Origin of the sequence: Nonomuraea terrae (genome assembly GCF_004348995.1) — a bacterium.
GTDB classification, from domain to species: Bacteria; Actinomycetota; Actinomycetes; order Streptosporangiales; family Streptosporangiaceae; genus Nonomuraea; species Nonomuraea terrae.
The window spans coordinates 1-14,801 of the sequence record NZ_SMKQ01000217.1; the positions used below are offsets into that span (position 1 = coordinate 1).

Annotated in this window: 14 protein-coding genes; 8 read left to right on the forward strand and 6 right to left on the reverse strand. The window is 70.8% G+C overall.

The features are described from left to right. Positions 1 to 1,174 (reverse strand): sensor histidine kinase (locus E1286_RS39540; protein ID WP_132621210.1); only part of this gene is annotated, 1,174 nt, incomplete at its 3' end. Between the two features lie 539 nt (positions 1,175 to 1,713). On the opposite strand from E1286_RS39540, the gene lon reads away from it, so the two are divergent. The 8 genes from lon (at position 1,714) to E1286_RS39575 (ending at position 11,207) form a co-directional block, all read left to right on the forward strand. Further along, complete coding sequence (lon, locus tag E1286_RS39545) at positions 1,714 to 4,083, forward strand: endopeptidase La (RefSeq protein WP_132621212.1); 2,370 nt, start codon at positions 1,714 to 1,716, stop codon at positions 4,081 to 4,083. 394 nt (positions 4,084 to 4,477) lie between these two features. After that, positions 4,478 to 5,446 (forward strand): methionine ABC transporter ATP-binding protein, encoded by a 969-nt coding sequence (locus E1286_RS39550; protein ID WP_132621214.1) that lies wholly within the window; start codon positions 4,478 to 4,480, stop codon positions 5,444 to 5,446. Next, positions 5,443 to 6,099 carry a methionine ABC transporter permease gene (locus E1286_RS39555; RefSeq protein ID WP_132621216.1) on the forward strand — a complete coding sequence of 219 codons (657 nt, stop codon included), beginning with the start codon at positions 5,443 to 5,445 and terminating at the stop codon, positions 6,097 to 6,099. The genes E1286_RS39550 and E1286_RS39555 overlap by 4 nt, the downstream gene beginning before the upstream one ends. Before the next feature lie 9 nt (positions 6,100 to 6,108). After that, the gene (locus E1286_RS39560) at positions 6,109 to 6,948 is read left to right on the forward strand and encodes a MetQ/NlpA family ABC transporter substrate-binding protein (RefSeq protein ID WP_132621218.1); all 840 of its coding nucleotides are present in this window, start codon (positions 6,109 to 6,111) and stop codon (positions 6,946 to 6,948) included. Between the two features lie 168 nt (positions 6,949 to 7,116). After that, a complete protein-coding gene (locus E1286_RS39565; protein ID WP_132621220.1) occupies positions 7,117 to 7,674 on the forward strand; it encodes a hypothetical protein in 558 nt (185 codons plus the stop codon). Between the two features lie 101 nt (positions 7,675 to 7,775). Beyond that, a complete protein-coding gene (locus tag E1286_RS39570) occupies positions 7,776 to 9,308 on the forward strand; it encodes an AMP-binding protein (protein WP_132621222.1) in 1,533 nt (510 codons plus the stop codon). Between the two features lie 81 nt (positions 9,309 to 9,389). Further along, complete coding sequence (locus tag E1286_RS48470; protein ID WP_165970119.1) at positions 9,390 to 9,548, forward strand: hypothetical protein; 159 nt, start codon at positions 9,390 to 9,392, stop codon at positions 9,546 to 9,548. Between the two features lie 411 nt (positions 9,549 to 9,959). Next, a complete protein-coding gene (locus E1286_RS39575) occupies positions 9,960 to 11,207 on the forward strand; it encodes a S1C family serine protease (protein ID WP_132621224.1) in 1,248 nt (415 codons plus the stop codon). Positions 11,208 to 11,278: 71 nt separating this feature from the next. On the opposite strand, the gene E1286_RS39580 is transcribed toward E1286_RS39575, so the two are convergent. The 5 genes from E1286_RS39580 to E1286_RS39595 form a co-directional block, all read right to left on the reverse strand. Further along, positions 11,279 to 12,019: an ABC transporter permease gene (locus E1286_RS39580; protein WP_132621226.1), complete on the reverse strand. Its 741-nt coding sequence runs from the start codon at positions 12,017 to 12,019 to the stop codon at positions 11,279 to 11,281. Next, positions 12,012 to 12,893 (reverse strand): ABC transporter ATP-binding protein, encoded by an 882-nt coding sequence (locus E1286_RS39585; RefSeq protein WP_132621228.1) that lies wholly within the window; start codon positions 12,891 to 12,893, stop codon positions 12,012 to 12,014. The genes E1286_RS39580 and E1286_RS39585 overlap by 8 nt, the downstream gene beginning before the upstream one ends. Continuing rightward, positions 12,893 to 13,213, reverse strand: a complete 321-nt coding sequence (locus E1286_RS39590) for a winged helix-turn-helix domain-containing protein (protein WP_246075556.1) — start codon at positions 13,211 to 13,213, stop codon at positions 12,893 to 12,895. Before E1286_RS39590 ends, E1286_RS39585 begins: the two co-directional genes overlap by 1 nt. Next, positions 13,210 to 13,830, reverse strand: coding sequence for a hypothetical protein (locus E1286_RS49610; protein WP_223190853.1), 621 nt, complete (start codon positions 13,828 to 13,830; stop codon positions 13,210 to 13,212). The genes E1286_RS39590 and E1286_RS49610 overlap by 4 nt, the downstream gene beginning before the upstream one ends. 83 nt (positions 13,831 to 13,913) lie before the next feature. Next, on the reverse strand, positions 13,914 to 14,801 hold an 888-nt coding region (locus E1286_RS39595; protein ID WP_246075557.1), incomplete at its 5' end, for an amino acid ABC transporter ATP-binding/permease protein.

Sequence of the window (14,801 nt, forward strand, 5' to 3'; positions counted from 1 at the left end):
GACCGGTACCGCGCCGGCTGTCGGCCACCGCGCCGGTTCCGGCGCCCGGGCCGGTGCCCGGTCCGTTGACGATGTGCAGCGCCAGCTCACCGCGGCCGCGGCTGAGGTCGACGGCGACGCCCGCCCCCGGCGCGTGGCGCATCACGTTGGACAGCGACTCCTGCACGATCCGGTACGCCGACAACCCCACGGCCGGCGGCAGCTCCTCCACCGAGCCGGACCGCTTGACCAGCACCGCCAGCCCGGCGGCGCGGGCGTTGGCGACCAGCTCGTCGATCCGGTCGAGCCCCGGCTGCGGGGCGGTGTCGGCGCGGCCCTCCGGATCACGCAGCACGCCGAGGACCTGGCGCAGCTCCGCGATCGCCTCCAGCGACAGCTGGCGGATCTCGGCCAGCCCGGCCTCCAGTTGCGCGGCGTCGCCGGCCGCCTTCAGCGGCACCGCCTCCGCCTGGATCGCGATCACCGACATGTGGTGCGCCACCACGTCGTGCAGCTCCCGCGCGATGCGGGCCCGCTCCTCCAGCACGGCCTGGGCGCCCTCGGCCTGCCGGGTACGGTGTTCCTCCTCGACGAGCCGAGCCGTCGCGGTGCGGCGTACGCGGACGTTGTAGCCGAACACCACCGCCACCGACACCACGACGGTCACCAGCGCCATCGAGTTGGGGTGGATCATCCAGGCGGCCAGGACCGTGAGGGCCCAGACGGCCATGGTGACGCGGCGCTCGCAGTGCACGGCGACCGAGTAGAGGACCAGCAGGTACATGATGATCGCCGGCAACGGGTACGGCGGCGCGGCCCCGCCGAGCCGGATCGTCACCCAGATGACGACCGGCAGCAGCACGGCCGCGACCCGCCACGCGGCCAGCGGCAGGCGGTCGCGCAGCACCAAGGGCAGGCAGACGCCGATCCCGGTCAGATGGACCAGGCTCTCGCCGACCGGCTGCCCGGGGACTCGGGAGTTCCAGCCGAGCACCGTGGAGACGGTCACCCCGTAAAGGATCACGGCCAGTGCGATGTCGGCCACCTGCACGAGGCCGACGCTCTGGGACGGCAGCAGCACCCGGAACGCGCGCGGCACCCGCATCGTCGGCCGCCGCGCCGGTGGCGCCGGGTCGGCGTCACCCCTGAAGAGCGCCGTCGCCACCGGCTCGACCACCACCCGCGCCCACGCCACGACCCGGTCACGCCCTCCACGGGAAGGGTTTCGGCCGTCAGGGCTCCCAGCGGGACGGGCGTCTTCGGCGCCGGCGTGCGCCGAGTGGGGCCGGCCCGTGGCGGGCTCCGCGGAGACGCCGGCAGCGCGCCTGTCACCGCCGGGCTCCGCACTCTGCGGCTCCGATGTCCCAGGTTGCGCGCTGCCGGGTGGCGCGCCGTCGGCTCGCCGGGTTTCGCGCTGTGGGCTGCCGGGCTCCGGAGCCTCGGGTTCCGGGGGATCCTCGCCCGGGGCGCGTCGGCCGCCGGTGGTGTCGGTGCGGGCCGGCTCTTCCTGAGGGGTTGGGCGGCGGCGCCGGTGGCTGAGGGAGCGGGCGCGGATCACCTGGCTGAGACTACGCGCCGGGGCCGCCCCCAGCGTCGGACCACGGGTTGATTCCGGTGTCACCCTCAGGTATCGCTTACATGATTACGATCGCCCTGAGCGAACATCGGCAGAGAAGGGAACATCAGAGGGCTCCGATGAATTGAGTCGGTATAACTCAATCCTTTGGAGTGCGCATGAGTGAGAGCTTGACCCTCCCGGTCCTGCCGCTGGACGACGCCGTCGTCCTGCCGGGCATGGTGGTCCCGCTGGACCTGTCCGACTCCGAGGTCCGCGCCGCCATCGACGCGGCCCGCGCATCTGGCGGCAACAAGCCGCGGGTCCTCCTCGTTCCCCGGATCGACGGCCGCTACGGCGCGATCGGCGTGCGGGCCGTGGTCGAGCAGGTCGGGAGGCTGCCCGGCGGCGAGCCCGCCGCGGTGGTGCGCGGTGTCGACCGCATCCGCGTGGGCACCGGCACGACCGGCCCCGGCGCGGCGTTGTGGGTCGAGGCCGAGACGATCGACGCCGTCCCCGTGGGCGAGCACGCCCAGGAGCTGGCCAAGGAGTACAAAGCGCTGGCCACCACCATCCTGCAGAAGCGTGGCGCCTGGCAGGTGGTCGACCAGGTCAACCAGATCGACGACCCGTCGGTGCTGGCCGACAGCTCCGGCTACACCCCGTGGCTGACCACGGCGCAGAAGGTCGAGCTGCTGGAGGCCGCCGACCCCGCCGACCGGCTGGCCAGGCTGATCGAGTGGTCCCGTGAGCACCTCGCCGAGCTCGACGTCGCCGAGACGATCCGCAAGGACGTCCAGGAGGGCATGGACAGGCAGCAGCGCGAGTTCCTGCTGCGCCAGCAGCTCGCCGCCGTGCGCAAGGAGCTCAAGGAGCTCAACGGCGACTCCGAGACCGAGGAGGAGGACTACCGCGCCCGCGTGGAGGCCGCCGACCTGCCGGAGAAGGTGCGCGAGGCCGCGCTCAAGGAGGTCGACAAGCTGGAGCGGACGTCCGACCAGTCTCCCGAGACCGGCTGGATCCGCACCTGGCTCGACACGGTGCTCGACATCCCGTGGAACGACCGTACGGAAGACAACTACGACATCACGGGCGCCAGGGCCGTGCTCGACGCCGACCACACCGGCCTGACCGACGTGAAGGACCGCATCATCGAGCACCTGGCCGTGCGCAAGCGCCGCCAGGACAAGGGCCTCGGCGTGGTGGGCGGCCGCCGCAGCGGCGCCGTCCTCGCCCTGGCCGGCCCTCCCGGAGTCGGCAAGACGTCGCTCGGCGAGTCCGTGGCCCGCGCGATGGGCCGCAAGTTCGTCCGCGTGGCGCTCGGCGGCGTCCGCGACGAGGCCGAGATCCGCGGCCACCGGCGCACCTACGTCGGCGCGCTGCCCGGCCGCATCGTCCGCGCCATCCGCGAGGCCGGCTCGATGAACCCGGTGGTCCTGCTCGACGAGGTCGACAAGGTCGGCGCCGACTACCGCGGCGACCCGACGGCCGCCCTGCTGGAGGTGCTCGACCCGGCCCAGAACCACACGTTCCGCGACCACTACCTCGAGGTCGAGCTCGACCTGTCCGACGTGCTCTTCCTGGCCACGGCCAACGTCCTGGAGGCCGTCCCCGGGCCGCTGCTCGACCGCATGGAGGTCGTCACGCTCGACGGCTACACCGAGGACGAGAAGGTCGCGATAGCCCGCGACCACCTCGTGCCCCGGCAGCTGGAGCTCGCGGGCCTGACGGCCGAGGAGGTCACGGTCGAGGACGCCGCGCTGCGCAGGCTCGCCGCCGAGTACACCCGCGAGGCCGGCGTGCGCTCGCTGGAGCGCTCGGTCGCCCGCGTCCTGCGCAAGGTGGCGGCCCGTTCGGGCGACCAGGACGAGCTGCCCGTCACCGTCGGCGCCGACGACCTGGTGGGCTACCTCGGCCGGCCGAGGTTCGTGCCGGAGTCGTCGCTGCCCGAGACCTCCCAGCGCACCTCGGTGCCCGGCGTGGCCACGGGTCTGGCGGTCACCGGGGCGGGGGGCGACGTGCTCTACGTGGAGGCGTCGCTGGCCGACCCCGAGACCGGCGAGACGGGCCTCACGCTGACCGGCCAGCTCGGCGACGTGATGAAGGAGTCGGCCCGCATCGCGCTGTCCTACCTGCGCTCGCACGGCGCGGAGCTGGAGCTGCCGGTCACCGCGCTGAAGGACCGCTCGGTGCACGTCCACTTCCCGGCGGGCGCCGTCCCGAAGGACGGCCCCTCGGCGGGCGTGACGCTGACCACGGCGCTGGCCTCGCTGCTGTCCGGGCGGCTGGTCCGCAGCGACGTCGCCATGACCGGCGAGATCTCGCTGACCGGGCGGGTGCTGCCGATCGGCGGCGTCAAGCAGAAGCTGCTGGCGGCCCACCGCGCGGGCATCACGACCGTCCTCATCCCGGCGCGCAACGAGCCCGACCTCGACGACGTGCCCGAGGAGGTCCGCGACGAGCTGACCATCCACCCGGTCAGCGACGTGCGCGAGGTCCTCGACATCGCGCTCGCCCCGGCTCAGGTCGCCTCGACCGTGGCGGCCTGACCTCCCGGGCGACTGCCCCGCCGCACCCGGCCTCCTGGGGTACGGCGGGGCAGTCTCATGTCGCACAGCGTGACATACATCACCAAGCGGCGGCGGAATAGAGAAATCTCCGCATTCCGTTAGGCAAGTCGTGAACGAGGCATACGCGACCGACCACCGTGCCCACAGCGGCGCGTGTCGCCGCATGCGTATGGGGCGAATGCCGGCCCGCTAGACCACCCCTTCCGCCCGTTCCCTCGAAGGTTCCCTCATGATCACACCTGGCTTCGTGCTGCGCAGGCTGACGCACCTGCCGTTCCCCCCGGGCACCCGCTGACCGCTCGGTCCCTCCTCGTCCGGTGATGTACGTTCCCGCGGCCGCGCTCGTGGCCGCCCTCAGTCGTGGGGAAGTCCCGTGATCCAGGCTTCAGGCCTGCGCAAGCAGTACGGCACGACCGTCGCGCTCGACGGCGTGGACCTGCACGTGCGCGAAGGCGAGATCTACGGCGTGCTCGGCCAGAGCGGCGCCGGCAAGAGCACCCTCCTGCGCTGCGTCAACCTGCTCGAACGTCCCACCGCCGGCACCGTCACGGTCGCCGGCCAGGACCTGACCGCGCTGGGCAGCGCCGAGCTCAACCGGGCCAGGCAGCGCATCGGCATGATCCACCAGCACTTCGCCCTGCTCTCCTCGCGTACGGTCGCCGGCAACGTGGCCTTCCCGCTGGAGGTCATGGGGGTGCCCAAGGCCGAGCGCGAGCGCCGTGTCGCCGAGCTGCTGGAGCTCGTCGGCCTCGACGGGCGCGGCAAGGACCGGCCCCACCAGCTGTCCGGCGGCCAGAAGCAGCGCGTCGGCATCGCCCGCGCGCTGGCCGGAGAGCCGGCCGTGCTGCTGTCGGACGAGGCCACCTCCGCCCTCGACCCGGCCACCACGCAGTCGATCCTCGCCCTGCTCAAGCGCCTCAACGCCGAGCTCGGCCTGACGATCCTGCTCATCACTCACGAGATGAACGTCGTCAAGAGCGTCTGCGACTCGGTGGCCATCATGGCGAACGGCCGCATCGAGGAGTCCGGCGCCATCGCCGACCTCATCCGCACGCCCGGCTCCCGCCTGACCCGGGAGATCTTCCCGCTGCCCGAGCCCGCGCCGGCCGGCTCGGTGACGCTGACGTTCACCGGCGACCCGCGCCAGCCCGTGGTGTCGGAGCCCGTGGTGTCGGAGGTCGTGCGCAAGTTCGACGTGGACCTCAGCATCCTGGGCGGCTCCATCGAGGAGCTGCCGGCCGGTCCCGTCGGCCGGCTGCGCGTCACGCTCGACGGCGCCGACCGGCCCGCGGCGCTGGCGTACCTGAGGGATTCCGGGCTGATCGTCGAGGAGGCCGCGTGACCTGGGAAGAGATCCTGCCGCTGCTCGGCCCGGCGACGCTGGAGACGGCGCAGATGGTCGGGTGGTCGACGCTGTTCACCCTGCTGTTCGGGCTGCCGCTCGGCGTGGCGCTGGTGGCGTTCGACCGCGACGGGCTGCGGCCGCTGCCGGGGCCGCGGGCGGTGCTCGGGTTCGTGGTCAACATCGGGCGGTCGCTGCCGTTCATCGTGCTGATGATCGCGATCATCCCGTTCACCCGGCTCGTCGTCGGGACGACCATCGGCACCGCCGCGTTCGTGGTGCCGCTGACCGTCGGAGCGGTGCCTTTCTACGCGCGGCTGGTGGAGACGGCGCTGCGCGAGGTCGGCACCGACGTCGTGCAGGCCGCGCAGGCCATGGGCGCGAGCCGGACCACGATCGTGCGCAAGGTGCTGCTGCCGGAGGCACTGCCCGGCCTGGTCGCGGGCCTGACCGTGACGGTCGTGGCGCTCATCGGCTACTCCGCCATGGCGGGCACGCTCGGCGGGGGCGGGCTGGGCGACCTGGCCGTCCGGTACGGCTACCAGCGCTTCGAGACGCTCCTCATGATCGTGACCGTCGTCCTGCTCATCGTCATCGTGCAACTGCTGCAGAGCCTCGGCGACCTGATCGCTCGCCGACTATCGCATAAGTAAGGAAAAATCATGAAAATTCACCGCATTGTGGGTGCTGTCGCGCTGGCTCTGTCGCTCGCCGCATGCGGCACGTCGCAGTCCGCCACCGACGGCGCCGCTGGCGGCGCCACCGCTGAGGGCGCCGACGCCGTGCTCCGCGTCGGCGCGAGCCCCGTGCCGCACGCGGAGATCCTGAACTTCGTCAAGGACAACCTGGCCCCGGCCGCCGGGCTGAAGCTCGAGATCGTGGAGTTCACCGACTACGTGCAGCCGAACGTCCAGCTCGAGGAAGGGCAGCTCACGGCCAACTTCTTCCAGCACAAGCCGTACCTCGACGACTTCAACGCCACCAAGGGCACCGACCTGAGCTTCGTCGCGCCGGTCCACCTGGAGCCGCTCGGCCTGTACTCCAAGAAGATCACGAACGTCTCCGCGCTGCCGGCCGGCGCCACCGTGGCGCTCCCGAACGACGCCACCAACCTCGGCCGCGCGCTCAAGCTGCTCGCCGACAACGGCGTGATCACCCTCAAGGAGGGCGCGAGCACCGCGGCCACCGAGCGCGACGTGACGGCGAACCCGAAGAACCTGCAGTTCAAGGCGCTGGAGGCGGCCCAGCTGCCCCGCTCGCTGGAGGATGTCGACGCCGCGGTGATCAACGGCAACTACGCCATCGAGGCCGGGCTCAAGCCCGCCTCGCAGGCCCTGGTGCTGGAGAAGACCGAGGGCAACCCGTACGTCAACGGCCTGGTCGTCCAGGCGGGCCACGAGAAGGACGCCAACATCGTCACCCTCGGCAAGCTCCTGCGGGACCAGAAGGTCAAGGACTTCATCGAGCAGAAGTACCAGGGCTCGGTGATCCCCGCCGAGTAACACATCAAGGGGCCGGATAAATGATCAACCGAATGATCACGATTTTTCGCGATCATTCTGGAATATCATCTTATCCGGCCTTTTATGGCGTTAAGCGAATTGTAAGCCGAGAGCAATCAGGAAGGCGTACGAAAGCGGGGTCAGGAAAACCTCTCCCGAGGAGACCCCGTGCGAATCGCCTCACGAATCATGCTCGGCATCACCGCGGCCGCCGTGGCCGCGGTCCTCACGCCGGCCGCGGCCGGCGCGTCCACCGCATCCCAGGCGGGCTGGGGCCCCTACTTCTCCGCCGACCACAAGGCCGCCGCGCGCGGTCACGTGTCCGTCGACCGCCAGCGCTACCGGCACTGGTACTGGAAGACCGACTTCGTCAGGGACCGCGAGTGCTTCAAGGACCACAAGGGCGACCGGCACTGCAAATGGGTCGTGAAGAAGGTCGGCAAGAAGGTCTGGGAGTGGCGGTACAGGGAGTTCTTCACCGTGCACAGCACGCTCGTGAACCACAAGTCGGGCAGGGGCAAGTGCGCGTGGGAGACGTTCAAGGTCGTGCACGAGAACGGCTCGTCCTCGTTCAAGAGCTTCGCCAACTGCGGCAGGCACCCCCGCCACTTCTCCTTCTCCGGTAAGAACGCCGCCCACATCTCCGTGGACGTGAGCAGAGGCGACCACTCCCGTCCGACCGGCTTCCACTCCGGGTGGGAGTCCGTCCACCACGCGGGCGTCTGAGCCCCACGCGAAGCCGCGGCACTCGAAGGTGAGGCCGCGGCTTCGTCGTCGCCGAAATTGGGTCCTGGCCCGCCGCCGACGCACCGAATACTGTTCTGGTCATGCATCCGGGAGCCATCGCAGCAGCCACCCCCGACAAGCCCGCTGTGATCATGGCGGGCTCCGGACGGATCGTCACCTACCGCGAGCTGGACGAAGAGTCGAACCGGCTGGCCCACCTGTTCCGGGCGGCCGGGCTGCGGCCCGGCGACCACATCGCGTTCATGCTCGCCAACCACCCGCTCTTCCTCGTCATCGCCTGGGCGGCGCACCGCTCGGGCCTGTACTACACGCCGATCAGCTCGCGGCTGCAGACGGACGAGCTGGCCTACATCGTCAACAACTGCGGGGCCCGCGTCTTCATCTCCAGCGCCGACCTGGCCGGCGTCGCCACCTCGGTCACCGCCGCCACGCCCGGCGTCGAGCTGCGGCTCATGCTGGACGGCGCCGCCGAGGGCTTCCAGTCGTACGAGCAGGCCGTGGCCGGGCAACCGGTCATCCCGATCGAGGACGAGTGCATGGGCATGGACATGCTCTACTCCTCGGGCACCACGGGCCGGCCCAAGGGCGTCAAGCTGCCCTCGACGTACGGCCCGCTCACCGAGCCGGGCGCGCTGCTCCAGCTCATCCAGTTCCTCTTCGCGCCCTCGGCGGACAGCGTCTACCTGTCGCCCGCGCCGCTCTACCACGCCGCGCCGCTGCGCTACAGCCTGTCGTTCCAGCGGCTCGGGGCCACGGTGGTGGTGATGGAGCGCTTCGATCCGGAGCAGTACCTCGCGCTGGTGGAGCGGCACCGGGTGACGCACACGCAGCTCGTGCCGACGATGTTCATCAAGATGCTCAAGCTGCCCGCGGAGGCCAGGCAGAAGCACGACCTGTCCTCGCTGCGCTACGCGATCCACGCCGCCGCGCCCTGCCCCATCCCGGTCAAGGAGCAGATGATCGACTGGTGGGGGCCGATCATCCACGAGTACTACGCCGGAACCGAGGGCAACGGCTTCCTGTACGTCGGCCCCGAGGACTGGCTCAAGCACAAGGGCACCGTCGGCCGCCCGCTGCTCGGGACCGTGCACATCTGCGACGAGGACGGCGACGAGCTGCCGCCCGGCGAGCACGGCACGATCTTCTTCGAGAGCGGCGGGCGTTTCGAGTACCACGGCGACCCGGAGAAGACCCGCTCGGTTCAGGACCCGCGGGGCAGGGGCTGGACGACGCTGGGCGACATCGGCCACCTCGACGCCGAGGGCTTCCTGTATCTCACCGACCGGCGCTCGTACATGATCATCTCGGGCGGGGTGAACATCTACCCGCAGGAGGCCGAGAACGTGCTGTCGGTGCATCCGAAGGTCGCCGACGTGGCGGTGTTCGGGGTGCCGGACGAGGAGATGGGGGAGCAGGTCAAGGCCGTGGTCGAGCCGATGTCGATGGACGAGGCCGGCCCGGGGCTGGAGGCGGAGCTGATCGCGTACTGCCGGGAGCGCCTGGCGCACTACAAGTGCCCCAAGTCGGTCGACTTCCGCCCCGAGCTGCCACGCCACCCCACCGGCAAGCTCTACAAACGCCTCCTCCGCGACGAGTACTGGCCCGCCCGCTGACGGAGCGCCGGCGTTGGGTGGCAGGTCAAGTGTCGCCGCTGGTCAGCGGCATGACAGCCTCCTGTCGGGTAGGTGGATCGCATGAGGAAACTGATGGATCGAGTGCGCACGTTCCTGCGCAGATTCAAGAAGAAGCAGCCGGTCGAGGCGGCCCCGCCGACGGCTGCCGGCCCGCAGACGAAGCAGAAGAAGCGGCGCTGGCTGGGGAAGCTACGACGTCATCAAGGGGGCCCCGATTAAGGTCCTGAACGAATGCGCGTTCCTGCCGGTGGTTTCGACCATGTCATGAGCCACCGGTCTGGAAATCACGTCCGGGAGACCGGACCTGTATGGCGAAACATCGTTCGAGGGTGGGAAGGTGTGTGCGCCAACCTTTCCACCCTCTGATCACCTGGCGCAGAGCACGGGCCAACCTCGCGCGCCGGAGGCTCGGGCGCACGTCGGCTTCCGCGCAGGAGCGCCGATGATGCGGACCACCGCCCATGCAAAGATCGGGTAGATCTTTCTGCGGGTCATGCGGCTGTGATCGCCCGTGCAACCAGCGGCTATAAAGCGTGCGTGAGTGGTTTCGTAGCGTGCCGAACGGGCTCTTAAGCAGGTCTTACGCGTGTCTTGACATCCTTGAGGCATCGGGACTTGAGGAGATGACAGATGAACGCGAACGAGCCTCACGAGCAGCGCCCTCAGCAGGAGGGCTCCGGTGGGTGGAGCCAGTTCGGCGCCGTTCCGCCGGCCGCCGGGGGCTTTCCCCGGAGGGACACGCACCCCATGCCCCAGCCGCCGCCACCGCCGCCGGCCGGGACGCCCGTGAAGGCACGGCTGAACGCCGGCCAGAAGGTCGTCGCCGGTCTGGCCCTGGCCGCCATGGCGATCGGCGGCGGTGTGGTGGGAGCCTACGTCGCCACCTCGTTCCAGCCACAGCCGGTCGCCAGCAGCACCACCGGCACGCCGGGCCCGGTCTTCAAGACCGCCTCCGACCAGCTCACCGTGGCCGAGGTCGCGACCAAGGTGCAGCCGTCGGTGGTGATGATCCAGGGCCAGACCGGTGAGGGCTCCGGTGTGGTGTTGTCGGAGGACGGCCTCATCCTCACCAACAACCACGTGGCCGTCGGCGCGGGGCAGGCCGGCCAGATGACGGTCAAGTTCAGCGACGGCAAGACGGCCAAGGCCACCGTCGTCGGCACCGACCCCGCCACCGACCTCGCGGTCATCCGGGCGGAGGGCGTCTCCGGGCTGACCAAGGCCACGCTGGGCGACAGCGACAGGCTCCGGGTGGGCGACCCCGTGCTGGCGATCGGCAGCCCGCTCGGCCTCGACGGGTCCGTCACGGCGGGCATCGTCAGCGCGCTCGACCGTACGCTCAACCTCGGCGAGGATCGCCAGCAGCTCCCGCCCGGCTGGGGCATGCAGGGGCAGCAGAGCCCGCTCACCACGATCGGCGGCGCCATCCAGACCGACGCCTCGATCAACCCCGGCAACTCCGGCGGCGCGCTGGTCAACGCCGCGGGCGAGCTGGTCGGCATCAACACCGCGATCGCGTCCGAGGCCGCGGGCGGCGGCGTCGGCTTCGCCATCCCGGTCAACACCGCCAAGCAGGTCTCCGAGCAGCTCATCACCGACGGCAAGGTCACCCACGCGTTCCTCGGCGTGAGCGTCACCGACGCCATGGGCGACGTGCCCGGGGCCCTCGTCCGTCAGGTCACCGCCGGAAGCCCGGCGGAGAAGGCCGGTCTGCGGCAGGGCGACCTGATCACCAAGATCGGCGACAAGACGGTTGACGGGGGCGATACGGTTGTGGGACAGGTCAGAGGTTTCAAACCGGGCCAAGAGGTCAAGATCACATATATGAGGGACGGCAAGACTCACGAGGTCGACGTCACCCTCCAAGAGCAGAGCTGACCCCAAGACCCCCTCATGGACGGGTGTGCCGTCGAGATCGCTGCGGACTCGGCGGCACACCCCCCCCGAACTCATGAGAAGCGCCGGCCCTCGTCGCGGCGGTAGGCCCAGGCGGCGGCCGCGGCCGCGACGACCGTCCACACGCCGAGCATGACCAGCGCCACCGCGTCCGGCGTGGAGCCCGCCGTGATCGCCCACAGCAGCTCGGCCACGCCCCTGGTGGGCACGTACGGCGAGATCGCCTGGACGAACCCGGGCAGGATCTGCGGCGGCATCACCAGCCCGCCGAGGACCGCCATCGGGAAGAACAGCACCTGCGACACCGCGATCGCGGCCTTGGACGTCGTCACCAACCCGATGAACAGCCCGAGCAGCATGAACGGCACCAGGCCGGCGACGACGGCCCCCAGGCCCAGCAGCAGCCGCGGCGGCGTGGTCGTGGCTTCGGTGAAGAGGCCTGCCACCAGCAGCACGGGCACCATGGAGGTCACCGTGACGGCCAGCGTCGCCAGGATGCGCGCGGCGAAGCGGGGCGCCGGGCCCGCGGGGAGGGTGCGGAGGTAGGGGTTCCACGGCAGCTCGCGATCCTGCGCCACGGTGATGCTGAGCCCGATGAGCGCCCCCGACATCGCGCCGAAGAACGCCAGCGAGCCCGTCGCCATCGTGGCCGCCCGCGGGTCGCTGCCCGCGAACGGCACCACGAACGCCACCATCGCCACGGCAGGGAAGAACGCGCCGGCCAGCAGGCTGATCGGCACCCTGAGCTGTTCGAGCAGGAGATAGCGGGTGTGCGCGACGACCAGGCTAGACATGCGCGGACTCCTTCGAGGTCAGGGCGAGGAAGGCCTCTTCGAGGGTGGTCGGCCTGATCTCCAGGTCCGAGAACGACGCGCCGCTGCGCACCAGCTCGACGACCAGCCGGTCGGGGTCGGTGGTGACGAGGTCGACGCGGTCGCCGTGGCGTTCGGCGCCCACCACGCCGGGCAGCTCGGGCAGCTCGGCCGCGGCGAACGACACCCGGCGCACGCCCACGATCTCGCGTACGGCGCGCACGGTGTCGTCGGCCAGCACGCGCCCGCCGGCCACCACCACGACCCGCTCGGCCAGGGCCTCGATCTCCTCCAGGTAGTGGCTGGTGAGCAGCACCGTGCCGCCCTCGGCGTGGAAGGACCTGATGCCCTCCCACAAGGTGCGCCGCGCCTCGACGTCGAGGCCGGTCGTGGGCTCGTCGAGGAAGACCAGCCGCGGGTTGCCGGCGAACGCCAGCGCCACCGCCAGCCGCCGCCGCTGCCCGCCGGACAGCCCGCCGACCTGCCGCCTGGCCAGGTCGTCGAGCCCGAAGCGGGCCAGCAGCTCCTCCTTGGGGACCCGGTCGGGGAAGTGGGCCGAGACGAAGTCGACGATCTCGGCGACGCGTAACGACTCGGGCAGCCCGGTCTCCTGCGGTGTCACGCCGATGCCGCGCCGCCGCACCGGGTCGGAGGGCGAGCCGCCGAGCAGCTCCACCACGCCGGACGTCGGGCGGCGCAGCCCCACGAACAGGTTGATCAGGGTGGACTTGCCCGCGCCGTTGGGGCCGAGCAGGCCCACCAGCTCGCCCGCTCTGATGTCGAGCGAGACGCGGTCGAGCGCCAGCACGTCGCCGTAGCGGCGGGTGGCCTCGACCGTCCTGGCGAGAACCGTCATCAGACTCCTCCAGCGTTGTCCAGCAAGGCGCGGATCGCCTTGGTGTAGTCCTCGAAGGCCAGCCGTCCGCGCTTGGTGAGCGCCGCGTACGTGACGGGCGTGCGGCCCCTGTGCGTCTTGGTGATCCGGACGTAGCCGGCGTCCTCCAGCTTGGTCAGGTGCACCGAGAGGTTGCCCGCGGTCATCCCGAGCAGCTCCTTCATGGAGTTGAAGGCCATCTCGTCGCCCTCGGGCAGGACGTTGAGCGCGGCGACCACCCGCAGGCGGGCCTGGGCGTGGATCACCGGGTCGAGCTCGGGCAGCGGCTGTTCGGTGCTCACCAGCGCAACCTCAGCCACCCGCCCACGAGGATGAACCCGGCGCCCAGCAGCACGGCCGTCAGCAGCGCGTGCCAGCCGGCGCCGAGCAGCACGCCGAGCCCGTTGACGGCGGCCACCCAGGCGCCGATGAAGAACATCGGCCATTGGAGCCAGATCGCGCCGCCCGTCATGTACAGCACGGCCACCACGGTCAGCGAGAAGCCGGCCCAGAGCAGGCCGCTCTCGTAGGGGGGCAGTTGGAGGGTCATCCTGCTCGCGATCATGATCATGAGCCCCATCCCGGCGAACCATGCCAGGCCGTACATCAGGCCACGGGCCGAACTGTCGCCGCGGCTGAGCCGGACCATGCGCACCACTCCGTACGCCGCCACCGAACCCGCGACCACCTGGGCCGCCATCAGCACGGCCACGCCCTGCATCTGGGAGATCGGCGCGTAGGGCCGCCCGTCGAGCCCGTAGTGCAGGAACAGCGCGGTGAAGCCGAGCAGCCAGGCGACGCCCCACGGGACGTAGAGCAGGAGCGGATCGCCTCGCAGCAACCTGACGGTGGCGGTGCTCTGCTCCTCTATGACGCGGAGCATCTCCTCGGGACTCTTCTCGCGGTCGTCATCCACCATGCAAACCCCTCGGATTCTCAAAGTAGTTTGCAGAATAAACCTGATGGCGTCGCAAACACAATGGCCTTGTCGAGGGGCCAGGTTTACCGTCTGGTCAGAACCTCGGACTCCCACAGGTCGCGGTAGTAGCCCGGCACGGACACGAGCTCGTCGTGGTGCCCGCGCTGTACGACCCGGCCCTCCTCCAGCACGATGACCTCGTCGACCAGCTCCAGGCCCTTGAGGCGGTGCGTCACGAGCAGCGTCGTACGGTCGCGGGTCACGTCGAGCAGGTCGCTCATCAGCCGGTCGGCCGTCTCCTCGTCCAGTGCCTCGGCCGGCTCGTCGAGCAGCAGCACCGGAGGGTCGTACAGCAGCGCCCTGGCCAGGGCCAGGCGCTGCAGCTGGCCGCCGGAGACCGTCCTGCCGTCCTCGCCGAGCTCGGCGTCCCACCCGGTGCGCTCGACCCACTCCTCCAGACGGGCATCGCGTACGGCGCGGCGCAGCGTCTCCTCGTCGGCGTCGGGGCCGGCCAGGCGCAGGTTGTCGCGCAGGCTGGCGCGGAAGATGTACGGGTCCTGGGTGAGCCCCGTCATCAGGGCGCGCACGTCGTCGCCCGCCAGGTCGCGGAGGTCGACGCCGTTGACCCTGACCGCGCCCGACTCGGGCTCCACCAGCCGCATCAGCGCGGCCAGCAACGTGCTCTTGCCCGCCCCGCTGGGCCCCACGACCGCCACCCGCTTCCCGGGCGTGAGCCGCAACGACACCCCGTCCACCGCCGGCCGCCCCACGGCGCTTCGCACACGGCCGCCGGCCAGAACCCCGTCCGCGCCGTGGGGCGTACGCGCCGCGCCCGCCTCCACCGGCCTGCCGGGCACGTGGGCGGTCACTGCACGGTCGTCAGGCATGCTGCCCTCGTCCGGCCTTCCGGTGCCCTGGTCCGTTCGTTCCTGGACGGGGTGGCGGACGACGAGGTTGTCGACCTCTACGGT